General features: G+C 40.6%; 30 protein-coding genes and 1 riboswitch. Of the genes, 16 read left to right on the forward strand and 14 right to left on the reverse strand.

All coding sequences use genetic code 11. The annotated features are described in order from the left end of the window. Positions 1 to 3 precede the first annotated feature (3 nt). Positions 4 to 2,028, forward strand: a complete 2,025-nt coding sequence (locus CZ382_RS04135; RefSeq protein WP_088049953.1) for an iron ABC transporter permease — start codon at positions 4 to 6, stop codon at positions 2,026 to 2,028. A gap of 49 nt (positions 2,029 to 2,077) precedes the next feature. Here the strand turns inward: CZ382_RS04135 and CZ382_RS04140 are convergent, their stop codons facing one another. Continuing rightward, positions 2,078 to 2,614, reverse strand: a complete 537-nt coding sequence (locus CZ382_RS04140; RefSeq protein WP_088049954.1) for a YceI family protein — start codon at positions 2,612 to 2,614, stop codon at positions 2,078 to 2,080. A gap of 197 nt (positions 2,615 to 2,811) precedes the next feature. Here CZ382_RS04140 and CZ382_RS04145 point away from each other — a divergent pair, with 197 nt between their 5' ends. The 12 genes from CZ382_RS04145 (at position 2,812) to CZ382_RS04195 (ending at position 14,794) form a co-directional block, all read left to right on the forward strand. Beyond that, the gene (locus tag CZ382_RS04145; protein ID WP_159457761.1) at positions 2,812 to 3,795 is read left to right on the forward strand and encodes a DUF2628 domain-containing protein; all 984 of its coding nucleotides are present in this window, start codon (positions 2,812 to 2,814) and stop codon (positions 3,793 to 3,795) included. Between the two features lie 23 nt (positions 3,796 to 3,818). Then, positions 3,819 to 4,274, forward strand: a complete 456-nt coding sequence (locus CZ382_RS04150) for a DUF6884 domain-containing protein (protein ID WP_088049955.1) — start codon at positions 3,819 to 3,821, stop codon at positions 4,272 to 4,274. Positions 4,275 to 4,296: 22 nt separating this feature from the next. Next, entirely contained in the window at positions 4,297 to 4,620 is a 324-nt protein-coding gene (locus CZ382_RS04155; protein ID WP_088049956.1) for a hypothetical protein, read from the forward strand. Positions 4,621 to 4,925: 305 nt separating this feature from the next. Beyond that, complete coding sequence (locus tag CZ382_RS04160) at positions 4,926 to 5,168, forward strand: phage holin (protein WP_088049957.1); 243 nt, start codon at positions 4,926 to 4,928, stop codon at positions 5,166 to 5,168. Between the two features lie 211 nt (positions 5,169 to 5,379). After that, positions 5,380 to 7,164 carry a M3 family oligoendopeptidase gene (locus CZ382_RS04165; RefSeq protein ID WP_088049958.1) on the forward strand — a complete coding sequence of 595 codons (1,785 nt, stop codon included), beginning with the start codon at positions 5,380 to 5,382 and terminating at the stop codon, positions 7,162 to 7,164. Positions 7,165 to 7,239: 75 nt separating this feature from the next. Continuing rightward, a riboswitch (TPP riboswitch) is annotated at positions 7,240 to 7,344 on the forward strand. 124 nt (positions 7,345 to 7,468) lie between these two features. After that, positions 7,469 to 8,041 (forward strand): energy-coupled thiamine transporter ThiT, encoded by a 573-nt coding sequence (gene thiT / locus CZ382_RS04170; RefSeq protein WP_088050974.1) that lies wholly within the window; start codon positions 7,469 to 7,471, stop codon positions 8,039 to 8,041. Positions 8,042 to 8,395: 354 nt separating this feature from the next. After that, the gene (locus CZ382_RS23930; protein WP_188725560.1) at positions 8,396 to 8,545 is read left to right on the forward strand and encodes a hypothetical protein; all 150 of its coding nucleotides are present in this window, start codon (positions 8,396 to 8,398) and stop codon (positions 8,543 to 8,545) included. Between the two features lie 152 nt (positions 8,546 to 8,697). Continuing rightward, a complete protein-coding gene (locus CZ382_RS04175) occupies positions 8,698 to 10,119 on the forward strand; it encodes a hypothetical protein (protein WP_088049959.1) in 1,422 nt (473 codons plus the stop codon). 326 nt (positions 10,120 to 10,445) lie between these two features. Further along, on the forward strand, positions 10,446 to 12,191 hold the full coding sequence (locus tag CZ382_RS04180) for a carbon starvation CstA family protein (protein WP_088049960.1): 1,746 nt from the start codon (positions 10,446 to 10,448) through the stop codon (positions 12,189 to 12,191). Positions 12,192 to 12,272: 81 nt separating this feature from the next. Further along, complete coding sequence (locus tag CZ382_RS04185; RefSeq protein ID WP_088049961.1) at positions 12,273 to 12,530, forward strand: cory-CC-star protein; 258 nt, start codon at positions 12,273 to 12,275, stop codon at positions 12,528 to 12,530. Between the two features lie 135 nt (positions 12,531 to 12,665). Then, entirely contained in the window at positions 12,666 to 13,592 is a 927-nt protein-coding gene (locus tag CZ382_RS04190) for an ArsA family ATPase (protein ID WP_088049962.1), read from the forward strand. A gap of 212 nt (positions 13,593 to 13,804) precedes the next feature. Then, positions 13,805 to 14,794 carry a zinc-binding dehydrogenase gene (locus tag CZ382_RS04195; protein ID WP_088049963.1) on the forward strand — a complete coding sequence of 330 codons (990 nt, stop codon included), beginning with the start codon at positions 13,805 to 13,807 and terminating at the stop codon, positions 14,792 to 14,794. Positions 14,795 to 14,998: 204 nt separating this feature from the next. Here the strand turns inward: CZ382_RS04195 and CZ382_RS04200 are convergent, their stop codons facing one another. Further along, positions 14,999 to 15,514, reverse strand: coding sequence for a hypothetical protein (locus tag CZ382_RS04200; protein WP_088049964.1), 516 nt, complete (start codon positions 15,512 to 15,514; stop codon positions 14,999 to 15,001). Between the two features lie 711 nt (positions 15,515 to 16,225). Between CZ382_RS04200 and CZ382_RS24505 the strand changes: the two genes are divergently transcribed. Further along, a complete protein-coding gene (locus CZ382_RS24505; RefSeq protein ID WP_268811310.1) occupies positions 16,226 to 16,354 on the forward strand; it encodes a hypothetical protein in 129 nt (42 codons plus the stop codon). Positions 16,355 to 16,603: 249 nt separating this feature from the next. On the opposite strand, the gene sda is transcribed toward CZ382_RS24505, so the two are convergent. Then, positions 16,604 to 16,759, reverse strand: coding sequence for a sporulation histidine kinase inhibitor Sda (sda, locus tag CZ382_RS04205; RefSeq protein ID WP_088049965.1), 156 nt, complete (start codon positions 16,757 to 16,759; stop codon positions 16,604 to 16,606). A gap of 203 nt (positions 16,760 to 16,962) precedes the next feature. Continuing rightward, complete coding sequence (locus CZ382_RS23650; protein ID WP_159457762.1) at positions 16,963 to 17,136, reverse strand: hypothetical protein; 174 nt, start codon at positions 17,134 to 17,136, stop codon at positions 16,963 to 16,965. Positions 17,137 to 17,368: 232 nt separating this feature from the next. On the opposite strand from CZ382_RS23650, the gene CZ382_RS04210 reads away from it, so the two are divergent. After that, positions 17,369 to 18,373 (forward strand): DUF3231 family protein, encoded by a 1,005-nt coding sequence (locus CZ382_RS04210; protein WP_088049966.1) that lies wholly within the window; start codon positions 17,369 to 17,371, stop codon positions 18,371 to 18,373. Between the two features lie 70 nt (positions 18,374 to 18,443). On the opposite strand, the gene CZ382_RS04215 is transcribed toward CZ382_RS04210, so the two are convergent. The 8 genes from CZ382_RS04215 to CZ382_RS04255 form a co-directional block, all read right to left on the reverse strand. Beyond that, the gene (locus CZ382_RS04215; protein WP_088049967.1) at positions 18,444 to 19,673 is read right to left on the reverse strand and encodes a dicarboxylate/amino acid:cation symporter; all 1,230 of its coding nucleotides are present in this window, start codon (positions 19,671 to 19,673) and stop codon (positions 18,444 to 18,446) included. A 96-nt stretch (positions 19,674 to 19,769) separates the two neighbouring features. Next, positions 19,770 to 20,627 (reverse strand): DUF421 domain-containing protein, encoded by an 858-nt coding sequence (locus tag CZ382_RS04220; RefSeq protein ID WP_088049968.1) that lies wholly within the window; start codon positions 20,625 to 20,627, stop codon positions 19,770 to 19,772. Positions 20,628 to 21,166: 539 nt separating this feature from the next. Continuing rightward, positions 21,167 to 21,370 carry a DUF1657 domain-containing protein gene (locus CZ382_RS04230; RefSeq protein ID WP_088049970.1) on the reverse strand — a complete coding sequence of 68 codons (204 nt, stop codon included), beginning with the start codon at positions 21,368 to 21,370 and terminating at the stop codon, positions 21,167 to 21,169. Between the two features lie 133 nt (positions 21,371 to 21,503). Beyond that, positions 21,504 to 21,854, reverse strand: a complete 351-nt coding sequence (spoVAE, locus tag CZ382_RS04235; protein WP_088049971.1) for a stage V sporulation protein AE — start codon at positions 21,852 to 21,854, stop codon at positions 21,504 to 21,506. Further along, positions 21,851 to 22,867, reverse strand: a complete 1,017-nt coding sequence (gene spoVAD / locus CZ382_RS04240; protein ID WP_088049972.1) for a stage V sporulation protein AD — start codon at positions 22,865 to 22,867, stop codon at positions 21,851 to 21,853. Before spoVAD ends, spoVAE begins: the two co-directional genes overlap by 4 nt. Further along, a complete protein-coding gene (gene spoVAC, locus CZ382_RS04245; protein ID WP_088049973.1) occupies positions 22,867 to 23,346 on the reverse strand; it encodes a stage V sporulation protein AC in 480 nt (159 codons plus the stop codon). The genes spoVAD and spoVAC overlap by 1 nt, the downstream gene beginning before the upstream one ends. A 53-nt stretch (positions 23,347 to 23,399) precedes the next feature. Then, the gene (locus CZ382_RS04250; protein WP_088049974.1) at positions 23,400 to 23,870 is read right to left on the reverse strand and encodes a hypothetical protein; all 471 of its coding nucleotides are present in this window, start codon (positions 23,868 to 23,870) and stop codon (positions 23,400 to 23,402) included. Positions 23,871 to 23,976: 106 nt separating this feature from the next. Then, positions 23,977 to 24,180 carry a DUF1657 domain-containing protein gene (locus CZ382_RS04255; protein WP_088049975.1) on the reverse strand — a complete coding sequence of 68 codons (204 nt, stop codon included), beginning with the start codon at positions 24,178 to 24,180 and terminating at the stop codon, positions 23,977 to 23,979. 166 nt (positions 24,181 to 24,346) lie between these two features. On the opposite strand from CZ382_RS04255, the gene CZ382_RS04260 reads away from it, so the two are divergent. Beyond that, entirely contained in the window at positions 24,347 to 24,790 is a 444-nt protein-coding gene (locus tag CZ382_RS04260) for a hypothetical protein (protein ID WP_088049976.1), read from the forward strand. A 126-nt stretch (positions 24,791 to 24,916) separates the two neighbouring features. Here CZ382_RS04260 and CZ382_RS04265 read toward each other — a convergent pair whose 3' ends face one another. After that, complete coding sequence (locus tag CZ382_RS04265) at positions 24,917 to 25,450, reverse strand: hypothetical protein (RefSeq protein WP_088049977.1); 534 nt, start codon at positions 25,448 to 25,450, stop codon at positions 24,917 to 24,919. Then, a complete protein-coding gene (locus tag CZ382_RS04270) occupies positions 25,438 to 25,632 on the reverse strand; it encodes a hypothetical protein (protein ID WP_088049978.1) in 195 nt (64 codons plus the stop codon). The genes CZ382_RS04265 and CZ382_RS04270 overlap by 13 nt, the downstream gene beginning before the upstream one ends. Positions 25,633 to 25,725: the final 93 nt, after the last annotated feature.

A 25,725-nucleotide genomic window follows, 5' to 3' on the forward strand; every position in this document is an offset into this window, starting at 1 on the left:
GTTATGGAGAATACCTTTCAAAAGACATTAGTTGCGGTTCTCACCTTTGGAGGTGGAATCGCGCTTTTGTGCATATTCGTTTTTATTCATATTAATCAAGGAAATGTTTCTATTCCTGTTTCTACTGTCAGGGACGCAATTTTTGCACCTGAAGATACACTTGCACATCATACAGTGCGTGTTTTACGCTTGCCCCGGGCGGTAATGGGAATTCTGGCCGGTGGAGCCCTTGCTGTTGCAGGGGTAGTATTGCAAACCGTAACAAAAAATCCGCTAGCCTCGGCAAGCACACTGGGGATTCATTCCGGGACATATTTTGCAGTAGTAGCAACGACGGTCTTTTTTCCTGCTGTATTGGTTGGAAACGGGATCATCGCTGCATTTCTTGGTGGTATTATTACGTTTTTAATTGTCTTTATCTTATCTGGAGGAAATAGTGCGACACCTGTACGGATGGTGTTAGCTGGTATGATTGTTACTTTCCTATTTTCTTCATTAACTAGTGTCCTGCAGATTTTTTATGAAAACGAAACGGCTGGATTGTTTTTATGGGGATCAGGAACGTTGGTGCAAAATGACTGGAGTGGTGTACATTTTTCTTGGCCATTTATTTTGGCTGGATTCATTGTGCTATTATTCATGGCCTTTAGGCTTGACACATTATCATTAGGTGATGATGTCGCAATTGCTTTAGGACAAAATGTAAATACCGTCAAGTTCATATCGGTTATCGCCGCCGTTATGCTGACATCGGTGACGGTAAGTGTTGTTGGTCCTATCGGGTTTGTCGGGCTAGTTGCCCCGCACATTATCAAACTGATTGGCTATCGCAAGCATTTACCACTTATTATTGCATCCTTTATTTGGGGTGGAAATGTCCTGCTTTTTGCCGATATACTGGCTCGAATAATTGACCCGTCCTTTTCCGAGTTGCCGGTCGGTGCAATAACTGCATTGATCGGGGCACCATGGCTTATCTGGTTAGTACTGCGGCTGAAAAGGGCAAAATACGGCGATGAAGTAACGTCGGTTACAGCTGGGAAAACAACGATGGATATGTCCTTAAAAGTTGTTATTCCTATGCTAATTGTACTAATAGTATTAGTGTTTTGTATTAGCCTTGCATCTGGAAATTACGGTTTTGAGCCGATGGTAACACTGCAGGCGTTATTCGGTGAATCAAACGACTTTATGAAGGGCTTAATTGTCGACCTGCGATTGCCAAGAGCGCTTGTTGCGTTGTTAAGCGGCATGGTGCTTGCTGTAAGCGGGTTGATTTTCCAAGGAGTATTACGGAATCCGCTGGCGGACCCATCTGTAATCGGAATCACTTCCGGTGCCGGAGTAGGTGCATTATTAACGATGTATGTTTTTGGTGTTTCGGCAGCTTGGATTCCGGTTGGTGCAATTATCGGATCGTTTGTGTTCTTTTTAATGGTTATGATTTTTGCTATTCGTGCGGAGTTCAAACCAACAATTTTAGCGTTGTTAGGAATTGGTGTCTCCGCCTTTGGCTCAGCAATTGTTCAGATATTGGTCGTTCGTGCAGATATTGGTGTAGCATCAGCGTTGACATGGTTATCTGGTACGACCTATGCAAAAGGCTGGTCAGAATTGGTAAACTATTTAGTTTGGCCGGTTGTAATCATTTTTCCTTTGCTTGTTATACGTATGCGGGTACTGGATACATTAGCTTTAGGAGACGATACTGCTAAGGGACTTGGAATGCGGGTGATGTCTGCCAGATTTCAATTGGCATTTTTGGCAACTTTATTAGCGGCACTAAGCGTGGCAGCGGTTGGGGCTATTGGGTTTGTCGGGCTTATCGCACCGCATATTGCCAGATTGCTAGTCGGTCCAGCGAATCAGCGATTATTGCCGGTTACTATTTTGATTGGGGGAGCGTTATTAGTCGTGGCGGACTTGTTCAGCCGGACATTGCTCGCACCAAATGAAATTCCTTCAGGGGTTCTTGTTGCAATCATTGGCGCTCCTTACTTTTTATGGCTGATGAAGAAACGGGCGTGATCGTTTGAAAAGAGACTCTCCATCAGGAAAGTCTCTTTCAAAAATGCAATTATGCTTCTTTTTGTGCTTCAATTTCAACATTGAGTTTTACCTTTTCACCAACAACTACGCCACCGGTTTCAAGGGCAGCATTCCATGTTAAGCCAAAGTCCTTACGGTTGATTTCCGCGGTGCCGCTGAATCCGGCAACTATATTACCACTCATCGGATCTTTGTGCTGACCTTCGAAAGTCACATCAAATGTAACGGGTTTTGTTGTGCCGCGAATCGTTAAGTCTCCAGTTACATCATAATGATGCGCAGATTTTTTTGTGATATCTGTAACTTTGTATGTCATTTTTGGATGATTTTCCACGTCGAAAAAGTCAGCAGAGCGCAAATGATTGTCCCGGTCTTCTTTCCGCGTGTTAATACTATTTACATCAATTACAAATTCTATTTCTGCATTCGTTAAGTCTTCTGGATCTGCAACAACAGTGGCTTCAAAGTCTTGGAAAACTCCTTTTGCTTTTGAAACCATCATGTGTTTTACGACAAACTCTAGTGAACTGTGTACTGGATCGATTAGCCAAGTTGATTTTGCCATCTTAATCCCTCCATAAGGTATTTTTTATATGTTAGTTACTTTTCAATACTAAGTATAAAATCATAAATTAATATTGTCAAGTTAATTTTTAGCATTCCCGTAGTCATTCATCCTTAAACCAATCAGGTCAGGGATCGCAAATCGATCCTGGATAATGCTATAATGATGCTAAGATGAAAAAAGTGGGGAGGACTATTATGTATTGTGCCAATTGTGGATCAGAACTGGATGCAGATGCAAGCTTTTGTATGAATTGCGGCCATAAGGTGATGCAGCCTGTTTCTGCAACGAGCATGGATTCGGAGCCAGTTCAGAATGCATCCTATGAAACTAGTTCTTTTGATGAGGATGTGCGTTATTTTGTTGGTGAGAAATATCCTTTCTATGAATCGAAATGGAAGCGTATGAAGGAAAAGGGGAATCCGACATCGCTAAATTTCCCGGCTTTCTTTTTAAGCATATTTTGGCTTGGGTACCGGAAGATGTATCGGGAAGTTGCTATTCTTGCACTGATTTTCTTGGCATTTGATTTTATTCTTTATCTGGTTGGTTATCAATACACGGCCCAATCGCTATGGGATCCGGTAGACAGGTCAATCAATATGGGTGTCGCAGTCATGATGGGACTTTTTGGCAATTACTTCTATCAAAAACATACGCTGAAAAAAGTATCCTTAATCCGTAATCAGGGTTTGACGGAAGAGGTAAAACAAATGGAATTGAAAAAACGTGGGGAAGCAAGTTTTCTTGGTGTATTGCTTTCAGTCCTCATTTCAGTAGTTATATATATTCTCCCAGCGTCGTTTATTCCGATGAATGTTGATCAGGTGGAGCTGATCAAATATGGAACATTTGAACAATACCCCGATAAAACGGTTGGCGAGACATTTGATGATTTTTTTGCACGTGGAGATTGGCAAGAGGTTACCAATGATAGCAAATCCATTGTTGTGGCGTACCATGGTGAAAAACAGATTGATAACCACAATTATGATATTCGGATTGAATTTTATAAGGAAAAGGATAGTGAGGCATTTGATATCCAGCGTATTGTTGTTGATGATGAAGCGTTGTCGTTGAGTGAGACAACTAGTTTTCTGGAATATGTTTTCAGCAATGGTCAACTTCATGGAGATGATTCGTTTGATGGCGGTGGGCCATCAGACAGCTATATGTGGTGACAGAATAAATTGGGGGTGTTGTCATGAAACAACTAGGTATTATTCCGTGTGGGATTAAGAAAGTCTGGGATAAGTATCCAGAATTAGGTGCAGTGCCAGCAATGGAAGCTTATATTGGCACATTTCATACGTTATGCCGAAATTACGCAAAAACTTTTACAGATAATTGGGTGATTTTATCGGCAAAGCATGGTTTCCTGTTTGCGGAAGATATCGTGGACGGTCCATATGATGTAACGTTTAATCAAAAAAGCGATGAAATCATTTCGATGGAGCAACTGCGGGAACAGGTTAGGATGAAACAACTAGATAAATACGATGAAATAATTGTGTTAACAGGTAAAAAATATAAGCGGGTTGTATATGGAAGTTTTGGTGAATCCATACCGATCACGTTTCCCCTGCTTAAATGCAGCGGGATCGGGTATATGCAGCAAGTACTGAAAAGAGCTGTCAATCAGGGAAAACCAATTCACTAGACTTAAATAAGGAGAAAATAATATGAATCGTGCAGTTATGATGGTAATTGTTTTACTTGCCTATGTAATTTATGCGGCTTTTAAACATAAGGAAGTGTGGCGGAAACTTACGCTTAAACAAATAATCGGTGTATTGCTGACATTTTTGATTATGATGGGAATTGGTGGCACGTTTTTATACTATAGTTCCCGCCTTTTGATGGATACGATTCCAAACGAAATTGTCAGCATTTTGATGCAGTTTATTAGTGCAATAATTGTCATTATTTTTGGTGTCGTTGTCTTTAACATTATTGTTTCTAAAATTACCAATGGGGTCTTGCCGGTCAAACGACCCCCGAGCTAAAGGGAAACTTCATTCATCAGGCCTTTTCCTCTCTGAATGTATCGGTTGGAATGAATTAGACTATACGGTTTACCGCCGCTTTTCTTTCTTCAATTGTTTTTCATTCTTTAAGAGGGGGTGCTTAATTTCCCGCTAATGCAAGATAAGCAGCAACCCTGTTCACGTCGTTTATACGTGGCAGGGTTGTTTTTATTTGCTTTTCTATTGGCCGTCCATTTTTGTTCTAATTAATAAGCCGTTACATAATGTTAACTAACTGAAAATAATAGTGTAGGAAGCTTATTCCACTTGGGGAGGTGGTTTAGTTGGATAAAGGAACTATTATCCGTACTGCTGCATTGGTTTTGGCATTAACAAATCAGATTCTTGTTCTATTTGGAAAATCCCCCTTGCCAATTGATTCTGAAATCGTTAAGGAATTCGCTGCATTGTTGTTTACCATCGTGACATCGATTATCGCATGGTTTAAAAATAATTACGTTACAACGAGAGGAAAACAGCAAAAGAAAGTGTTGTTCGACAATGGGCTGGTAAAGAAAGGGAAATAGGCACCTGGGTAACCTGGAGAAGAGAACCTTCCTGCTGGTAGAGGTGGGAAGGTGTTTTGCAATAAAAGGGTTGACTATTTGCTCAACAATTTGGAAAAGTGGTTAAAATTGACAATCCAGTTTTTTCCGTTTTTGAACAAATAGGATGAAAATATTCACATTTATCGATATAATGAAAGGAGTAGAAATTGTTATAAAAAGGAGAGGTTTGATGCAAACAACATATGAACCTACATGGGATTTGGATGTTATTTTTTCCGGTGGAAGTGAGTCAGCGGCGTTTCATACATATGTAGCAACGATAGAGGAAGAGATGGCAAATTTAGCTGCCGAGATAACGGATTTTGATCCAGCGAAAGAAACTGTGGACGCTGTTAAACTGGAAAGAATTGTTGAATTACTTGAACGAACGATGAAAAAACTGCGGGAAGCATCTGCCTTTGTCAGTTGCTTAAGTGCGCAGGATGTCAAAGATGAAAAAGCGGCTGTTTTAGTTGGTAAACGCAGCGAATTATCAGCGAAAATGAGTGCGATAAAAACAAATTTGGAACAAAAATTTATCAGTATTGATGATCAAACCTGGCAAGAGCTGCTTAAACGTCCTGGACTGCGGGAAGTTTCCTTTATCCTGAATGAAAACAGGGAAAAGGCGAAAGAATTGTTACCAGCAGAACAAGAAGTACTGATGAATGACCTGCAAATCGACGGTTATCATGGCTGGGGACAAATGTACGAAACCGTTGTTGGGAATATGCATGTTAATCTGGAAGAGAATGGGAGAATTACGTCCTATTCAGTTGGACAAGCAGCGAATAAATTAAGTAATCCGGATCGTTCTGTTCGCAAACATGTATTTGAAAAGTTGGGAGAAGCATGGACTGGGAATGCTGCGCTGTTTGGCCAAACGTTAAATCATTTAGCGGGTTTCCGGCTGCAAACATATAAACATCGTGATTGGAACTGTGTATTAAAGGAGCCACTGGCAATAAATCGGATGAAGAAAGCAACATTGGATGCAATGTGGAATGCCATAACGAACAAAAAACAGCCATTTGTTCAGTATTTACAAAAGAAAGCTGGATTATTAGGGCAAGAGAAACTAAGTATGTACGATATCGGGGCGCCACTGACGAATTCGGTAACAACGTCGAGTTATACTGAAGGAGCGAACTTTATCGTTGAGAACTTTCGTAAATTCAGTCCGAAGATGGCAGGCTTTGCCCGAATGGCTTTTGACAAACGCTGGATCGAAGCAGAAGATCGTGCTGGCAAACGCCCGGGTGGATTTTGCACGAGCTTTCCAGATAGTGGACAAACTCGTATTTTTATGACCTATTCGGGAACAACCTCGAATATTGCAACCTTGGCACATGAATTAGGCCACGCCTATCATCAACACGTGATGAATGATGTGAATGGACTAAATCAGCGGTATGCAATGAATGTTGCGGAAACGGCGTCAACGTTTGCAGAAATGATTATTGCCGATGCATCGGTAAAAAACGCTCGAAATAAAGAGGAAAAATTATCTGTGCTGGAAGATAAAATTCAGCGTAGTGTTGCCTTTTTTATGAATATTCATGCACGGTTTATTTTTGAACAACGGTTTTATGAGGAGCGGAAACAAGGGATGGTACCAGTTCCGAGATTGAATGAACTGATGGTTGAGGCGCAAAAGGAAGCCTATTGCGGGGCGCTTGAAGAATATGATCCGAATTTTTGGGCGTCAAAACTGCATTTTCATATTACAGGTACACCGTTTTACAATTTTCCGTATACGTTTGGCTATCTGTTTAGTCTGGGCATTTATGCATATGCCCTTGAAAAAGGCGGCAGTTTTGAAGATGAATATATTGAACTGTTACGTGATACAGGTAGGATGACCGTGGAAGAATTGGCGGAGATTCATTTGGGAGTTGATTTAACGAAGCCGGACTTCTGGGAAAGTGCCATCCAATTGTGTGTGAATGATGTTGAGGAATTTTTAGCACTGTAGGAATTGCTGGATCAGGGCATTGTCACCAGATGATAAATAGGCTATAATACACGTAACGAAAAAAGCATAGAAAGAAAAGTCTGCAGGGGGAGCCATATGGCTGAGAGTGAACAGTAATTTAGTTCTTACCCTTTGAACCTGTTAGTTAATACTAGCGTAGGGATGGTGGCTTTTTTGATGGAATAAAAAGCAATGTGAGCGGATTCCCCATCAGGAAGCTTCCCCTTTGTCATTGCTTTTTTTGTGTGCAAAAAATATTCGCTTTCGGCTGTTTTTTACTGCTGGAAAAGGGGAGGAGTTTCGTATGCGGACTAAACGAACATTATTTTTGATTGAGGTGGCCATTTTTACGGCACTTGCTTTAATGCTTGATCTCGTTCCATTTTTGTCGTTTAAAATTTGGGCGCAGGGCGGGTCGATTTCACTTGCCATGATTCCAATCTTTATTGTTGCGTTTCGCTGGGGGTTGAAAGGCGGATTGTTGTCAGGATTCCTTTGGGGTGTTTTGCAGGTTGCGGTAGGATCCGCTTATATTTTGGTTCCGTGGCAAGGCGTACTTGATTATGGCGTTGCCTTTACTGTAATCGGTTTTGCCGGTGTTTTTGCTAAGCGTATTCAACGGGCTGTAAAAGAAGGGAATACGAAGCGTTCGTTAGCTTATATTATGGCAGGTGTGTTTCTTGGTTCAATATTACGTTTTGCCGCACACTTTGCTGCAGGGGTTGTATTCTTCGGATCGGCAATCGATGGAATGAACGTATGGATATATTCTTTACTCTATAACAGCTCATATATTTTACCATCATTCGTTATTTGTACCATTGGCATATTTTTCTTGTTCAACAAACAGCCAAAGACATTGTTAAGTGCTGCATAGGTAATTTTGCATCTTTTAAAACCGTACCTGATGGTGCGGTTTTTTTGGTATAGGGATTGAGCCAAACGGGGAAAGAGGATAAAAAGAAATGGACATAATGGAGTATTGCTCGACGGTGAGTGTAGCAGCCAGATTTCCAGAGCATACGGGAAATTTCTGTGTTTAGGAGTAGTAACCCGATTCCATAAGTCTACCTCCCGACCGAAGACACGAGCTCCGATCGAACACGCGCAAAAACTCCGATTGATCAAGCGAGCAAAAGTCCCGATCGAACGGCAAGCGCTCCGATCGAGCTGAAGCTGTTTTGCATCCACTTAATACTTGCAATATAATAAAAACAGGGAGGTAATCGTCTTGCGCGAATTAATAGGAGAATGCCAATTATGTGGAAAACCTGTTTATTGTGAGAACGGTTTTTTTGACGGGGAACAAATGAATGGTAAACTGACATGTAACAGCTGTGCCGAGAAAATCGAATCGACTGAAGAGAACGGGCAAACGTAATGTATCTGCCCGTTTTTTAATGATCGGCTGTGTTCCAAGAATATATGCTGGTTCAAATCATTAGCAAATCTGTCATTATCACTATCTTTCTTTCACCTGTATTTACAATATGCATAGGCTATAACACATGCAGGAAAGAAAGGAAGGTTCAAGTGGAGCTGACATTATCGCATTGGTTGTACGGGATCTTTACACTTATTATTATTTTGACGATGATTTTTAAACGTGGTGTTGTACTGCCAACCTTACTGGGGACGTTTGTGATTGCCTGGGTTTACAACGGGAGTATTGTTGATGGATTTACGTCTATCTTTAACGCCAACTTGGTTGCAGCGAAAGAGCTTTTCAGCATTTTCCTGATTATTACATTTATGATGGCTTTATTGCATTCGTTACGTGATCTTGGTGCGGATCGGATGATGATTCAGCCGATTCAGAGGATAATGGTCAATGGACATGTTTCGTATTTCGTCCTTGTTGTTGTAACGTATGTTATTTCCTTATTTTTCTGGCCAACACCAGCTGTACCGTTAATTTGTGCATTACTTGTTCCGGCAGCAGTACGTGCAGGATTGCCAGCTGTTACTGCAGCAGTTGCGATTGCACTTTCTGGCCAGGGCATGGCACTTTCATCTGATTATATAGTACAGGTGGCTCCAAGCTTGTCAGCCAAATCTGCCGGAATTGATGTCGGGATTGTTTCGGATCAAGCCTTATTATTATCACTGATAGCAGGGGGAATAGCAATTACTGTTGCATATTTGCTTTATCGAAAAACAATCCGGCCAAAAGACAGCATATTAATTGAAGAGGATCTTCAAGCACTGCAGACAGAAACAGAATCGAGCCATAAACCTCGGGCTAATCACTTGCCAACCTGGAGTAGGATATTTGCCATTCTAGTTCCGTCGGCATTGTTATGTGTTGTTATTTATATGATTTATACAAAGCTTTCATCTGGACGAATGAGTGGTCTGGAAGGTGGTGACGGTGCTGCGTTTATCGGAGGTGTTGCCGTTATTTTGCTGCTATTATCCACTGTTGCGTTTGGCAGACAGCACGCTTTGGATTATATTAGCAACCACATAACTAATGGATTTGTCTTCGCCTTTAAGGCTATGGGGCCAGTCATCCCGATTGCTGGGTTTTTCTTTTTAGGCAGTGCTGATTTTTCCGGAAGTATTTTGGGAATCGAGGAAAATCCGCCTGCTTTTTTATTTGATATTGTTCAATCGACACAGGAGTTCTTACCGCAAAGTGCACTGCTTGCTGCATTCAGTGTACTGGTTATTGGTATCATTACTGGATTGGATGGTTCTGGATTTTCCGGGCTGCCGTTAACAGGAGCACTGGCAGCATCTCTGGATAATAGTGGAATTGATACGGGAACACTTGCAGCAATTGGTCAATTGGGGGCAATCTGGACTGGAGGGGGCACAATTGTCGCCTGGTCTTCTCTGATTGCGATTGCCGGCTTTTGCGGCGTTTCCGTGATGGATCTAGTTCGCAAAAACTTTATTCCAGTTATCCTCGGACTCGTCATTTCTACACTACTCGCAGTGTATATACTGTGACTTGCCTGAAAATACCGGTTTAGTATTCCCCGATATCATTGATGTTCGCCGTTTCCGGTTAGCCGGAAACTCGAACATCAACAATGCCATAAGCAGGAGTGTGACCGAAATGATTGGAATGATCCATGAATAAATTGGCCCGCCCTAAATCTACACAAGAAAAGTATTCCTCTTTTAACAGGAACTAAGAATCGAAATATTTACACTTCCATAATTATCAGTTAAAATAGATACTAAAATATGTTCCTATTACATAGCTTCTAATAGGATAAGCTCCTTTTTCAAATGCAGGGGTTAAATTTCTAAAATATGGGGAGGTAGGTTAAGTGAATGGTATTTTGGTTGCGATTATCGGAATTATTGTTTTTGCTTTAGGCTATCGGTACTATTCAAAATTTGTCGCGGAAAAGATTTTTCGTTTGGATCCGAATTATCAGACGCCTGCACATAAATATGAAGATGGCGTCGACTTTGTCCCTACGAATAAGTTTGTGCTTTGGGGGCATCACTTTACATCTGTTGCAGGTGCAGCTCCGATTGTTGGACCAGCTATAGCAGTATATTGGGGATGGCTGCCAGCTTTTTTATGGGTTATTTTAGGCACCGTTTTTGCTGCTGGCGTCCACGATTTTGGTACATTGGTACTGTCTGTCCGCAATAAAGGGCAATCAATTGGTACGCTCGCCAACAAACTAATTGGGCAGCGGGCAAAGATCTTATTTTTGTTTATTATTCTTATTCTCGTTTTAATGGTAAACGCCGTGTTTGCCTGGGTCATTGCCAATTTGTTTATTTCATTCCCGGCTAGTGTGCTGCCTGTATTTATCCAAATTCCTTTAGCTGTGTGGATTGGTTATGCTGTTTATAAGCGGAAACAGAAAATGCTTGTACCGTCGTTAATAGCGCTAGCCATTATGTATATTGCAGCGGTCGTCGCAAGTAAGGTAGATTTTCTGCAAATCGATTTGGTACAGTACATGGGCGGAGAAGATGGAAGCGGTTTATTTGGTTTGGGTTCTATCTCGACCGCGTTTTTCATTTGGATCATTATTTTAATGGTTTACGTATACATTGCATCCACATTACCGGTATGGAAGTTATTGCAGCCGCGCGACTTCATTAATTCCCATCAGCTCGTCGTTGGGCTGGCAATCTTGTATTTAGGACTTATTTTCACAAATCCGGATATTACGGCTCCGGTGACACATACAGGTACAGACGTTTCCTGGTTCCCATTATTATTCATTACGATTGCCTGTGGAGCCATATCCGGTTTTCATGGGCTTGTGTCTTCCGGAACATCCTCTAAACAGCTAAATAGAGAGACAGATGCGCGTATGGTTGGTTATTTAGGGGCAGTCGGTGAAGGAGCTTTGGCATTAGTTGCGATTATTGCAGTTGTAACATTCTTTGCCAATACAGATGAATTCCTGGCCACCTACAGTAGTTTCACAGCTGCAAACGGGGCTGGACTGAATGTTTTTGTTGAAGGTGCGAGTAAGCTTGCGGCAGGGTTGATGATCCCGCCTGAGGTTGCGACAACAATTGTATCCATCATTGTTGTAAGCTTTGCAGCAACAACACTGGATACATCCGTACGGCTTATGCGGTATATCGTGGCTGAACTAGGATCCGAATACAAAATGCCGGTTTTAACAAAAACGCATGTTGCAACAACGATTTCGGTTGTATCGAGTGCAGCGCTAGTACTTATACCGGAGGGACCAAAAGGGTTTGGCTCAGGCGGATATCTCCTTTGGCCGTTATTCGGAACGTCCAACCAGTTGTTGGCAGGAATTAGCTTATTAATGATTGCAATTTGGTTAAAACGTTTGGGCCGAAATTATGCAATCGCGTTGATTCCAATGATTTTTTTAATGTTTATGACGCTATATGCCATGTTTCAGCAGGTTGTCTTTCAATGGTCATGGTTCGGGACTGAATCAAACACATTATTGTTTGTGTTTGGTGCAATCATTTTTGTATTCGCCGTCTGGATTACCTTGACAGCGTTTGCGGCATTGTCAGGTAAAAGGGATGATATTCCGGGTGATAATATCAATGTGAAATAGTGAGGTTTATTCCAATGATGATGAAAGGGATCATGAACGATATGATCCCTTTTCGGTATCGAGAAAGAGGAGGGTGAAAATATGATCGATAAATTAAAAAAACTGGCTGCCTATTATGAAGAAGTTTTAAGTATGCCGCACCGCCAGGAAATAGCCCGGGAATTAAGAGATCAGGATGATTTATTTTTATTGCTGCTTTATTCAGAGATGATTGGTATCCCTAATCCAGTCTATTATTATACACTGGAGTTATATCCGTATATGATCGAAAAATTCCATGATTGGCATTTGCGGATGGGTATAGAAAAATCACCGCTGACCGGAATCCGCTGCTGCTAGAAAAAGGGACAAAAACCCGCTGCTTAAACGTGTAAGCATCATGGTTGTGAACGATTTAAGGCTATCCAGCGTCTGTTTTCAATCGTTTTATTATGTTAGTACATTGGGAAAGGCCCGTAAAAAGGAGTTTTTATCATGCAGGAATTCACGAAAAAAATTATCTTCGTCGGTGGTAAAGGAGGGGTTGGGAAATCAACATCCGCTGCTGCAATTGCTTGGAAAGCAGCCAAGGATGGGTATAAAACGTTGTTGGTCTCGACAGATCCAGCACACAATTTGGGGGATATTTTTAATCATAAAATCGGTGGGACAATAACAAGGATAACAGACCGGCTCCAAGCATTAGAAATTGATCCCGTGATCGAAACAAACAATTATATAAAAGGAGTAAAGGAAAATATTAAAGGTGTAGTTCATTCCGGAATGATTGCGGAGGTTCATCGGCAGCTGGATACCGCAAAAGCATCACCGGGTGCCGATGAAGCAGCGTTATTTGATAAGTTAATTACAATCATTTTGGAAGAGAGCAAGCATTTTGATAAACTTATTTTTGATACGGCGCCAACGGGTCACACCATTCGCCTGTTATCATTGCCTGAGCTGATGGGTATTTGGATTGAAGGTATGCTGGAAAAACGGAAAAAGACAAATGACAATTATACCCAGCTGCTGAATGATGGCGAACCGGTTGAGGATCCGATTTACGATGTATTAAAAACGAGACAGCAGCGTTTTTCGCAGGCGAGGGATCTTTTATTGGATGGAAACGTGACAGGATTTGTGTTTGTTTTAAATCCCGAACGGCTTCCCATTTTGGAAACAAAAAAAGCCATTGAATTGCTTGATAAATATCATTTACATGTGCGAACATTAATTGTAAACAAGGTGTTGCCCAATGACGTTGATGGGGACTTTTTCTCGAGGCGGAAAGAGCATGAAAAGCAATACCTAAAAATGATTGCAGCAACATTTCCCGATAAGCAACGCTTTTATGTGCCGTTGTTATCCCATGATATTACGAATCAGGAGCAGCTGGAGACGTTTCTCAGGAGGTTTGGTTAGCGGTAAGTATACTTTACAGTTATTCCTTACTACTTTCTAGCATGATTGGTGCTTATACATTGGTTAAACAATTCCAGAGCGGAAACTTGAAAGTACAAACATCGGAGCACACAATGCTGATCGGGGTTGAATTGGTTTTTCGGTGCTGCAAAAGGTGAACGGTAAAATGAAAGTTAAACAAGTAGTATACATAGTTGGAAAGGATGATTCTGATGAAAGCTTTTGTACATGAATATGGTAATCTGGTAGTAAAAGATATCGCTGACCCACAGGCAGGTGATGGGGAGGTAGTTGTTGCCCTTCAAGCTGCTGGTCTTAATCATCGTGACCTGTTCATCGCGAGTCGCCGGGAGGAGGGTGTCCCAGCTCTTGTGATCGGTTCAGATGGCGCCGGTGTCATTGAATCTGTCGGTAGTAATGTCCCACAGTTGTCGGTTGGCGATGAAGTGATCGTTAACCCTAGTTTACGCTGGAATAAAAATAGTGTTGCGCCACCAAAGGAATTTGATATTTTAGGAATGCCTGATAATGGTACGTTTGCTGAAAAAATTGTCCTGTCAGCTGAACAACTGGAGAAAAAGCCTGCACACGTAACGTGGGATGAAGCAGGAGTATTAACATTGTCTGCGTTGACAGGTTATCGGGCGATGTTTACGAAAGGTGAATTAAAAGCGGGGGAAACGGTATTTATCCCTGGCGCCGGCAGTGGTGTTGCGACATACCTTATTCAATTCGCGAAAAATATAGGTGCACGTGTGATTGTAACCTCCCGCAGTGAAGCAAAACGTCAAGCGGCAGAAAAATTAGGTGCTGATCACGTTCTTGATACGGCAAGTGACTGGCTAGAGGCATTAAAAGATGAAACGGTCGATCTCGTTATTGACAGTGTTGGACGGGCAACATTTAACAGATCACTTGAGGTCTTGAAAAAAGGCGGCAGAATTGTTGTCTTCGGGTCATCAACAGAGGATACGGTTGACCTTAATTTACGCGACTTTTTCTATGGGCAGTACCAGTTATTCGGTTCGACCATGGGGAGTAGGGAAGAGCTTTATGAAATGCTGCAGTTTATGGAAACCCATGAGATCCATCCGGTGGTTGACAGGGCATTTGGATTGGAAGATGCCAAGGAAGCGATGGATTATCTTGACAAAGGAAAGCAATTTGGGAAAGTAGCGATTCGGATTAGTAATAAAGGCTAGGACAAGAAAGTTTATCCATGAGTGCAGGATCACTTACATGGTGGTTCTGTACTTGTTGGTTTGAAATCATAGTGCTGACTCGGATAGAATGTAATTGAATCAAGTTAAAAAACTTACCGGAAATAAATACTAAACCAATGTCTGAATGACTGACCAGTTTCAGAAATTTCTTTATTTATGCATGATGTTACATCATTATGCTTGTTAGTCTGATCTTCTAAATCGTTTAAATCCCAGTTCAAGCAGATGACCAACAAACGCGCAAGTCAGACCGTAAACAATCCCGCTAAAAACTGGTGTCTCAAAAATTGGTGAAATAGTTGAAAGAAAGCCCTCATGCCAGTTTATCCCCATATTCATACCGGTTACCAGGCCAATAAAAAAACCAGTCAAGTAAACCCGCTTCAATTCTTTATTATATTGATGCCGGTGATTGATCGCCTTAGCACGATTGTACGCTTGCCATAATGAGAAGCTGAAAACGGACGGGTAAAATAGTCCCCACTCAAAGTTCAGCAATTGGTCAACTTTTTCAAAATCTCCTTTAAATGTATACATGATTCCAAGATTTAAATGTGATTGCAAGTTTAATATAACTTCCCATACCATCAAAATTATTCCTAAAAGGAAATCCCCATTATATAATTGACCAAACCCCGGTAAAGCAAGTGACCACAGCATGGCTGCTATTGGTGATTTATAAGTGTTTTTGTTTTTCATCTTAATCCTTCTTTTTCTGTTAATGGGTATTGAGTATTATTAGAGGATGTTCAAAAAGTCACCAAATGATAAGCAGCGAACTCTAGAATTGGCAGCACGGGATCTTCTGCTTAAACCGCCCACGACAATCGCCAACAGTAGAAGTCAGCACTTCCTGTTGTTGACTTGATGAAAACGTTATCCATAACCACCATTTGAACGTTAGAAAATTATTGTTCAGGCCAATATTCAACCGTCAATCTGCTAAGTACTTCCTGAGCGTCTGTTATGTTCTCATAAGGAATCCTTCCTCCTTTCGCCATGTTTAGAAGCCTCTTTTCATACGAAAGCAATCTGTGTTCCATTATTGTTGCCAAATTCGTTACAATTCATAACAGTTAACCACAACAGTACTGTAAATTAAGAAACTTTCATCAAGTTGAAAGAAGTAATACAAGAGATCTGAATATTATAGGTCATACAGGAGAAAATACCAAAATATATAAAGAGCGTGAGGATGAAATATAATGAAAAACGATGAAATAATCGATAATGCAGGAATTTTTTTTGACCAGTTTCATAAGCTGCATCAAGGATTCGGTCGTTTTTGGTTTGAGGAGATATTATTCCACTGGGAGTGGTCGGTATGTTATCGGTATTTTTCCAACTAATAAACTGGTAAAATAGTGTAATGTAGAGAACAGATTATACACAACAGGGAGGAATTACAGCTTGAACAGGTTTGACATACTGGTTGAGGAATTTAAAGAAAAATTAGGCCGGGAATTATCCGATAAAGAATTAAAGTGGGTGTTATGGGTTGTCAATCAGGAAAAAAGGGGCAAGGGTTGGAATTCCTGATGGTTCCGTTTTAAGATGGTTTCCAAAATTGCATTTATATCATACATATTATTTTAAACGGGCAGTAGTGATGGGATTTTCCCAAGGATTTTTTATCTGACTGCCCACCCCCTTAATCCCTTTTTCCAGAAACACTCCTGTAACGCCTTCAAAAATTTTATTCGCTGCTATACAGATAATTTAGATATTCCTAAAAGTAATATTAACTTGGTTTACCCCAACCTTTCTGTTCTATATTTTCATTGTTTTTTAGGCTTGTGAATTTTTTTGATATTGGATCATTAATCCGCGATCATTTATTTCTTCTTTTATTAAATCGCAAAAATCCTGGTCCAGCTTTAATTCAATTGCCTTCATAAAAGCCTCAATTAATAAATCGTTGGACACATTTTTCAGGCTCTTCATTTTGTTTGCATCCTCCTAACTCTTCCACAGGTGCTTTTGGCGAATTGGCAAGAAAAGTGTTGCCATCAAGATGTTTCTAAAAATTGAAAGATTAGGAGATGGACATACGTTAATAGTAATACAGGAAACGATGAAATGCAGTATAAATTGTCTACGGGTGGGACAAAAGCAGGTACGAGAAGAATAATAATTAAGACATCCCCTTAACTAGAAGAATGTCTTTTTTCTAAGATACGATAATAGGTATAAATTATTTCATCCATGTCCCGTAGTAATTTCTCATTTTGAGACGATTCCAGGGCATCCAATAAGTCGCTTAATTCAGTTTTATCCAGCTCCACGAGCAGCTTGCCATTTTCAATTCGGTTAAATTTCATTTCCGTATACCCCCCATTATTCTCTTAAATCCTTTACCACATTCAACCAACTGGTAAACATCCGCAGTTAAACGGAGGGAAGAAAAATGATATAAACCTATCGATTCCGTCCCCTTCGTCGCCAAGTTTGTATTGCGAGGTATGGATGAAATAAGATAGTGGAAATGGAAATTAATCTGTAACATATCAATAAAACCATCATTAATGGGAACCATAAATATGAGGTGATGATGTGGATAAAAATGATTTAAAATTAACATCTTCTGAGATAGGCACACTGTGGGACGAGTATGTTAATGGAACAGCAATTGATATAATGAATAAATATATGCTGTCTATTATAGAAGATGAAAAAATAAGCTGTGTGTTTGAAGAGGCGATCGAAACGTTTGCTAAGCAAAAAAAACAAATTACAACCTTCATCGATAACGAGGGTTTTCCAATTCCGATCGGGTTTACCGAGTCAGATCTTAATCAAGGGGCAAAAAGGTTATTTTCAGACATATTCTGTTTACATTACTTACACATTATGACGCTGCATGGGCTATTGGGACATACAACAGCGCTTAGTGCTTCCGTCAGAAAAGATTTACGCCATTTTTATGATTCCTGTGATGATGATGGTAAGAAAATGTATCACAAAACGATTGAATTACTGGTAGAAAAGGGTCATTTTCAAAGGGACCCATACCTTTATCCAGATAAGAACCCCGAATTTATCTCAAGTCAGCAATTTACGGATGGATATTTTGGGAACCAACGTCCATTAGCTGCAACCGAAATTATCAGTATCTCCTTTAATCTGAAAAAGAAGATACTGGAGAAAACACTATCTGTTGCCTTTAGCCAAGTTACACAATCAAAAGAAATCAGGAAATTTTTAAACTCAGCACAGAAAACCTCGGAAGAACAAATCCAATCATTCAGTAAGATATTGCAGAATGATAATTTACCCGTCCCAACGTCCTGGGAAACAGAGGTTACAATTTCGCAAGAATCTCCCTTTTCCGATAAGTTAATGTTGTATCATATTGGCTTTTTATTACAAACCTCCCAAGCTTATCATGGAGCAGGGCTTGCAGCAGCAATGCGAACTGACCTTGTCGTTAATTATGAAAAGATCATATTGAAAAATCTGATGGTTACCAAAGAATGGTTTAATATGATGACAAAAAACAGATGGCTTGAGCAGCCGCCACTTGTGCCAAATAGAAAAGAAATTGCAAAGGATAGATAAGAAAAGCGGAACTATTGAATAGCGCACCTTTTTACAAATGCAAGGTGCGCTTTGGAATCTCCTGGTAACCTTACTCGGCTTCGGCCTTTTCCATCCAGCCTTTTCCCTCCAGCTGTCTGGTAACGAGCATACTTGATACGGAATCCCCTGTAACATTAATCATAGTTGCTGGTGGGTCAACTACAACCCCGATTGCCGAAATGATTGGCAATGCTTCTATTGGCAGGCCGTATAAGGTAACAATCATCAATTCACCCATAAAACCACCACCCGGAATCCCGCTCATGACAATCCCGGAGAGCAGGCAGATGCCAATTGCTGTTAAAAACGTGTCAATTCCGGTGAAATCCATATCAAACACGCCAAAAACAAATGCAATTTTCAACATGGCAGAGAGACATGAACCGTCCATATGAATGGTGGCACCGAGCGGTAATACGGTTTCCCGGATATCTTTCGGGACACCCATTCTTTTTGTTGCTTCAAGGTTAACAGGTAAAGAAGCAATACTGCTGCCTGTCCCCAGCGCGGTAACAGCAGGGTTTAGTATGTTCTTCCAAAAGCGTGCAATCCCTTTTCTGCCCCCCGATAAAAAAGCATATAAGGTAAAGCCAATCGCAAAATACAATACAGCAACAGGATAATAAATCAGGACAGCTTTTGCATAATCACCAATCAAATCGGTGCCAAACTGACCGATCAGGGAGGCAAAGTAAGCCCCGAGTCCAATTGGAGCATAGTACATAATTAATTGGACAAGCTTCATAAAAATTTCTGATCCACTTGATAAAAATTTGGCAAACGGGCGCCCTTGCTCGCCTGATAAGCCGGTCGCAACCCCAACCAGTACAGCGAAAATAATGAGGACAAGCATATTATCTTTTGAAAATAGATCAACAAAGTCCGGTACGGTAAATGTATGAACAAGCTGTTCAGCTAATGATGATTGTTCAACGTCATCTGGTGTTTCCAATGGAATATCCGCCCCTGAACCTGGTGGAAACAGTACAGTTGCAACTAACATTACAACTGACGCGATAATTCCGGTAACAATAAAAATGGTAATCATGGATCCCATTATTTTCCCAAGTCGCTTCATACTATTCATGTTGGCAATCGCCGAAGCAATCGAAAAGAAAACAAGGGGCATCACCACCATAAACAAAAGATTAAGGAATATGTCTCCTAGTGGTTTAATTACGTTTGCTTTATCACCATAAATAAGCCCGATGACCGATCCGACAATGATGGAGACAAGAAGAATTAACGGGAAACGATAAGCTTTCAGTTTTTCTCTCATACTGGTTATGCTCCTTTATGTAACAAGATGTATAACATATTTTATCATACATGTTGAACAGAAGGATGAGCAAGAAAAGCCCTACTTCAAACGTTATCATTTGAGGTAGGGCGTAATGCGTGTAATCGCAGACGTCAGTTTTTTACTGTTCTTCTGATACAACTGTTTCGCTTGTTCATTTTCCGTAGCCAAGGCAAAAAGCTCCAGGTCAGCCTGACATTTTTTCAGTGTTGCTAGCAGCAATGGTTTTTCTGTCGGGCCAGGTACTGCAATTTTATCATCGTATAAATCAACCGTTAATTGGCCATCGCTATCAACTTCACCAACAAAAACGTTTTCGATACTGACGTTCAGTTTATCCAGCTCTGTTTCTAACCAGTTAACATTCAATGACAGGTTTGCCAGCGGTTCATGTAAAACCTTACCGTCCATAATAACCGTTTCCGGCTGTTTATCCGGTGGAACCTCTATTCCAAGATACTTTGCTGTTAGCGGGCGGTTTTCCTTTTTAGGCAGAACGCTTAATGTACCGGATGGCTCCAAAACGGCAAATTCAACATCTGCTGCTCTGAAGATATTTTTATCACGCAAGGCTTCCTGTAATTCGTCGGCAGTATATCGTTCTTTTTTCAGGTTATCTTCCATTATTTTTCCGTTCTGTATAAAAACAGTACTCTTTCCGCCGATAAAATTACGGAATGTTTTACTTTTCATCGATAGATACTCTGCACCCCATGGGACGATAAACCACAAAAAAGCAGCAATAGCACCATAAAGAAGATTGGACTCCGGTTCTGTTGCATGTACGGCAATTATATCCCCAATAACGATACCTGTGATATATTCAAATATGTTCATTTCTGATAACTGTTTTTTGCCAAGTCCTTTTGCAATGAGAAAAAGGGCAACGATCGTGGCAAGTGTTCTGATAATAATCTCTACCCATTCTGGCATAGTACATATTCCTTTCTAGAGAGGTTATTCAAAAAGTTGGATGTTTCCAGTTGGCAGTATGGGATTTTCTACTAAAACCCGCTCACGTCAATAGCAAATGCAGAAGTCAGTACATCTGGGTAAGCTCTTCTCGCGAAGTTGTGTCGTCCAGTACCTCGACGCGACAAGACGTGCTAGCGCCAGCCGTTCCAACAGGGCACCTGAGACCTGGCCGGCCCGATCCTTTTTGAGAAGTAAAGAAAGTATAAAATTTAGGCTCTATTCTGCTTACGTCAGAGTTGGCGACGTCCAGCTCCAGCGCTAAAGCCAAGCAAACTTCACACTCCTTCACTACGATAAGTCAACATCGGCTCGCTTGACAAAGGAGGGCCGACTAAAAGCGGACTTTGCGTCCAACTCACGTCTACCCCTTTTGCAGGGGCATGTTTCCTTTATCTCCTGCGGTTCAGTCCAGTTTATACGTCGCTAACCGGGCGCTTGCGCTTTTCTTAACAAGGAACGTATAACCTGCTATTATCACCGAGACAGCAAACTTCCGATCAGAATTTGTATTGTGATTCTTCTGTTCCCAGCCAGATAACTTGCTGCTGCAGGTCTTCCTTTACTTCTGACAAGATTTTTTGTGTATTTTCAAATACTTCTTTTGTTTGTTGATCCTGTGTTTTATTCGCTAATAAGCTTAATGTAGCTTCTGCACTCTTGATTGAAGAAAAACAGCCTTTTACTTGTGATCCAACAGTCATTACGTTCATCCTTTCTGAAGACGAGTTCCAATATAAATAATGCTCTTGCTTGCTAGCTGTTATCCAACGCTTTTCACACTTCACTGGCAATCATCCGAACCGCATTTCAGACCAAACGGGTGCTTATCTACCGCTATCCCTTTGGTTTAAAAATCAGTGCACCAATCATGCCGAATACGATTGCAGCGGATATCCCGGAACTGGTCACTTCAAACATACCAGTTACGACGCCAATCAGGCCATGTGCTTCGGCCTCAGCCATTGCTCCATGAACAAGGGAATTACCAAAGCTCGTAATTGGCACTGTAGCCCCTGCACCGGCAAAATCGATTAACGGTTCATATAAACCAACCCCGTCTAATACGGCGCCAACAACGACAAGAATACTTAATGTATGACCGGGTGACAGTTTAAAAACATCTAGCATGATTTGACCGATTACACAAATTGCTCCACCAATAACAAATGCCCAGAAAAATATCATGATAGATCACTCCCTGATTCGATCGAAACTGCATGGGCAATACTCGGAATTGGATTTTTTTGCTGTACACTTAATGTAGAATGCAGCGCTCCAGTTGCAACAACAAGAATACGATTAAGTTCTCCTTTTCGCATACGGTTCAAAAAGTGGCCATAGGTGACGACCGAGGAACATGCAGCACCACTTGCACCTGATTGAACGGGCTGGTCTTCCCGGTAAATCGTGAGCCCGCAATCAACATATTTTGTTTCTTCCAATTGCAAGCCTTGTTTTTTTAACATGTCAAACGATACTTCCCTGCCGACATGACCCAAATCACCCGTGATAATTAAGTCGTAATAGGATGGATCGACATCCCGTTCCTTAAAATGCGCGGTAATCGTATCAACCGCTGCCGGAGCCATTGCACCGCCCATGTTAAATGGATCGGTCATCCCCAAATCGACTACTTTACCAATGGTTGCTGCCGTAATCTGTGGACCGGTTCCGTTTTTTGCAACTAATGCAACACCTGCACCAGTTACTGTCCATTGTGCAGTTGGTGGTTTTTGTCCACCGTATTCTGTCGGGTAGCGAAACTGTTTTTCCGTTGCTGCATTATGGCTGGCACAACCACTTAAAATATAATTTGCACCATTTCCATTAATCAGAAATGCAGCTAACGCTAAACTTTCCATCGATGTTGCACATGCATTAAATAATCCAAAATAGGGAATCCCCATTGTTTTGGCGGCAAAGCTAGTCGGTGTAATTTGGTTAATCAAATCCCCGCTAAAAAAAAATTCGACTTGCCCTTTATCAATTGGGCTATTTTTTATAGCAAATTGGCATGCCTCTTCCAGCATCATTTGTTGTGCCTGCTCAAATGAGGATTGTTTCAGCCACATATCATCATGAAGCAAATCAAAATCTTTCGGGATGTTTCCATTTGCTTCAAATGGGCCACCAACAGTGCCAGTGGACAGGATGACAGGCTTGTTTTCAAAAATCCAGGTTCTATGCCCCGTTAACATTACAATCCACCCCATTGAACTAAAATGGTTTTAATCAATGCAATGATAAAAGCGGAGAATACACCAAAAAGGATGACTGAGCCAGCCAGTTTGAACATATTGCCACCAACACCTAAAACAAATCCTTCTGTACGATGCTCAATTGCGGCAGAGATAACAGCATTTCCAAAACCAGTAACCGGTACAGCAGATCCTGCTCCGGCGAATTGACCAATCCGGTCGTAAATACCAAATCCGGTTAACAGCATCGTAAGAAAAATAAGTGTTGCAGTAGTGGGATTTCCGGCAGTTTGCTCGGTGAAATCAAAGTAATAAATATAAAACGTTGAGATGAGCTGGCCGATAAAACAGATAAATCCACCTACTAAAAATGCTTTGATACAATTTTTTACTAATGGTCTTTTTACTTCGCGCTGCTGCTGAAATGCTTGGTATCTTTGTGCTTGTGGAGGTAAATTTTTCTTTTTCTTATCTGCCATTCCAATCACTCTTTTCCTTGAAAATTAGAAGATGGTTCCCCATTCGACCAGTGTCAGGTCTGTTCCTTGGATAGTTTGATAATGTGTTTCACTTCTTTTTCCAGCTGTTTGTTGGAAATTTTGTTTCCGTTAATGTCATTTTCAAGACGGTCGAGTTCGATTAGCATTTTTTTATCGGTGGATAATTCTGTCTTGAATTTTGGAAACTTTTTCTTCAGCGCTTTGGTGAATTTTTTACGCAAATCGGTTAATTGAAATCGTTTGTTGTGGTGCACTTCAATCCCCACAACAAGGTATTTGGATGTATTCACCGCTTTAATTGTCTTAATTTCTTCGTATTTAGTCAGAACCTTTTTAGCCTGATTTGCTGGATCCTGATCAATAAAATTATCGGAGGAAATCTTGGTGAATTTGGTGAATTCATCATTTTGATCATTGTTTGCAGAATCGGTATCTGTACCCTGCGTACAACCAGTTAAAAAGAGAATAAGACCAAACCACACGATTAATTTTTTAACCTTCATTGTGATCACCCCTTATGTAGGAAGGAGGCTGGCTAGAACCAGCCCTGGAAAAATGTTGGAAACACTTTTGCGAAGTGCAGCCAAACACATATACTTCCATTTTTTCCTACTGTTTATACTGTGGTTCTTCCTGCTCGATTTGTTGTACTCGTGGTTCAACTTGTTGTAAAAGCGATTGTGTTTGTTGAGCGGCACTCTGATACAACTGTTTTGCCTGTTTATTTTCAGTTTGTAATGCAAATTGTTCAAAGCTCGCTTGAGCACTTTTTAATCCAGCAATTGTTTGTTTTACCTGTGAAGATACAGTCACATGAATTCCTCCCTTTTTTTTCAACCATCACTAGTTATAATTGTTTTTTTCGTTTAAAATATGCGTTCTATTTTTTACCTGAATATGCTAATCTTATTTCCTAAAAATGAAACTTTTTTACGACTTGTTTCGTCATAATAAATAATAAAGATCAGGGGGATATGTGGTGAATAGGAAAGTGCTGTTTTTTATCGTATTTATTATTTGCTTAAGCGGATTTAGCCTTTGGGCATTTTCCCGAGGCAATGCACAATTAGTGACGGATAAAAGTAGTTCGAAACGGGCTGGGGATTTTATCCTGCACGTACGGGTTGAGCGTGCTGATAAAGGTATAAAGGTTTATCGTTCCATTCAGTACGTGGGTAAAGAACCAATTGAAATACAACACAACACACCATTGATAGCTGTCTCACTAGCTTATAAAAATCATGATTATACAGGAAGCCCGGTTACAAAAGTGTTAAAGGAAGGAGGCAGTTATCACCCGCAGGATGCAGCTATTATAAAACAAACAAAAAAGGGGAGCTATAACTTATATTGCAAAGCTAAATTTACAGTTGAGGGAGAAAAAGTGGTGATAGACCATACGGAAAAGCTTATATTTGAATAAAAAGCAGCATGTTGTACATGCTGCTTTTTGGTTTATTTTCAATTGCCTTATTCTGTTCATTGTTATATTATTCAGTCGTATTGAACACACTTAGGGTCGTTTCCTTTAAGTGGTAAAAATCTTTCTTTACTTAGTTGACAGTTGCAAGTCTATAGTAGTTATCGGCTTTCCGGCTTCCTGCCATTGTTGAAGAAGCTTGTTGACAGGCTCTGTTACGTCTGGTAATGATACTGTGATTGTTTGATCGTCAGTCCATTCAGCTGTAATAATTGGCCAATGATAGGCTAATACCTGTAAATCATTTGTTTCATTTGTTAAGGAAATCTGTTCCCATTCCACTAAATCAACCACAACCAAGTTTGTTAACGGGATTGGCAGCGATGCTTCCCGGTTAAACTGCAGAAGGATTTTTGAATTATCCGGTGAAAGCTTTGACTGGACAGTTCTTGCCAAATCTGCCACAAGTAATGCTGGATTATCCTTGCTTTGATCAAGCAATATGTAGGAGCATAAATCATTGCTGCAGGAGAATTCGAGCAAATATAAATTGGCATTACCCGCTTGAATCGGTAATATAGTCATGGTTTTAATCGCTTCTGCCCGATTAGCTGAAGCTTCCAAATAGGAATTTAAAATTGGCACCATTTTCAAATTAACCATTTTTCCTCTGGCAAGGCAAATTCAATGAACTCATTCGCGTCATCATCATTATTTTGTTCGACTAGCTCAGGATTTTCGTTCGGATCATCGTTTGCTTCTTTTTTTACAACAACCGACTCATGTTTGGAACAAGCAGTGACGAACGCTAAAACCACTAATAGAAGTACTATTTTTTTAACCATCCAAAACGCTCCTATATAAAATTGTGAATCTTGAATATATACAATTATACATAACTTTTGGGTAACCAGGTAATTTTATCACGCATTAACAGG

The organism is Virgibacillus dakarensis, from assembly GCF_900155625.1.
Taxonomy (GTDB): domain Bacteria; phylum Bacillota; class Bacilli; order Bacillales; family Amphibacillaceae; genus Lentibacillus_C; species Lentibacillus_C populi.

What these genes read in the sequence shown, in the direction of transcription:
- CZ382_RS04135 (WP_088049953.1), top strand. Translation starts at nt 4, where the DNA reads ATGGAGAATACCTTTCAAAAGACATTAGTTGCGGTTCTCACCTTTGGA.
- CZ382_RS04140 (WP_088049954.1), bottom strand. Translation starts at nt 2,614, where the DNA reads ATGGCAAAATCAACTTGGCTAATCGATCCAGTACACAGTTCACTAGAG.
- CZ382_RS04145 (WP_159457761.1), top strand. Translation starts at nt 2,812, where the DNA reads ATGTATTGTGCCAATTGTGGATCAGAACTGGATGCAGATGCAAGCTTT.
- CZ382_RS04150 (WP_088049955.1), top strand. Translation starts at nt 3,819, where the DNA reads ATGAAACAACTAGGTATTATTCCGTGTGGGATTAAGAAAGTCTGGGAT.
- CZ382_RS04155 (WP_088049956.1), top strand. Translation starts at nt 4,297, where the DNA reads ATGAATCGTGCAGTTATGATGGTAATTGTTTTACTTGCCTATGTAATT.
- CZ382_RS04165 (WP_088049958.1), top strand. Translation starts at nt 5,380, where the DNA reads ATGCAAACAACATATGAACCTACATGGGATTTGGATGTTATTTTTTCC.
- thiT (WP_088050974.1), top strand. Translation starts at nt 7,469, where the DNA reads ATGCGGACTAAACGAACATTATTTTTGATTGAGGTGGCCATTTTTACG.
- CZ382_RS04185 (WP_088049961.1), top strand. Translation starts at nt 12,273, where the DNA reads ATGATCGATAAATTAAAAAAACTGGCTGCCTATTATGAAGAAGTTTTA.
- CZ382_RS04190 (WP_088049962.1), top strand. Translation starts at nt 12,666, where the DNA reads ATGCAGGAATTCACGAAAAAAATTATCTTCGTCGGTGGTAAAGGAGGG.
- CZ382_RS04195 (WP_088049963.1), top strand. Translation starts at nt 13,805, where the DNA reads ATGAAAGCTTTTGTACATGAATATGGTAATCTGGTAGTAAAAGATATC.
- CZ382_RS04200 (WP_088049964.1), bottom strand. Translation starts at nt 15,514, where the DNA reads ATGAAAAACAAAAACACTTATAAATCACCAATAGCAGCCATGCTGTGG.
- sda (WP_088049965.1), bottom strand. Translation starts at nt 16,759, where the DNA reads ATGAAGAGCCTGAAAAATGTGTCCAACGATTTATTAATTGAGGCTTTT.
- CZ382_RS23650 (WP_159457762.1), bottom strand. Translation starts at nt 17,136, where the DNA reads ATGAAATTTAACCGAATTGAAAATGGCAAGCTGCTCGTGGAGCTGGAT.
- CZ382_RS04215 (WP_088049967.1), bottom strand. Translation starts at nt 19,673, where the DNA reads ATGAGAGAAAAACTGAAAGCTTATCGTTTCCCGTTAATTCTTCTTGTC.
- CZ382_RS04220 (WP_088049968.1), bottom strand. Translation starts at nt 20,627, where the DNA reads ATGCCAGAATGGGTAGAGATTATTATCAGAACACTTGCCACGATCGTT.
- CZ382_RS04230 (WP_088049970.1), bottom strand. Translation starts at nt 21,370, where the DNA reads ATGACTGTTGGATCACAAGTAAAAGGCTGTTTTTCTTCAATCAAGAGT.
- spoVAE (WP_088049971.1), bottom strand. Translation starts at nt 21,854, where the DNA reads ATGATATTTTTCTGGGCATTTGTTATTGGTGGAGCAATTTGTGTAATC.
- spoVAD (WP_088049972.1), bottom strand. Translation starts at nt 22,867, where the DNA reads ATGTTAACGGGGCATAGAACCTGGATTTTTGAAAACAAGCCTGTCATC.
- spoVAC (WP_088049973.1), bottom strand. Translation starts at nt 23,346, where the DNA reads ATGGCAGATAAGAAAAAGAAAAATTTACCTCCACAAGCACAAAGATAC.
- CZ382_RS04250 (WP_088049974.1), bottom strand. Translation starts at nt 23,870, where the DNA reads ATGAAGGTTAAAAAATTAATCGTGTGGTTTGGTCTTATTCTCTTTTTA.
- CZ382_RS04265 (WP_088049977.1), bottom strand. Translation starts at nt 25,450, where the DNA reads ATGGTTAATTTGAAAATGGTGCCAATTTTAAATTCCTATTTGGAAGCT.
- CZ382_RS04270 (WP_088049978.1), bottom strand. Translation starts at nt 25,632, where the DNA reads ATGGTTAAAAAAATAGTACTTCTATTAGTGGTTTTAGCGTTCGTCACT.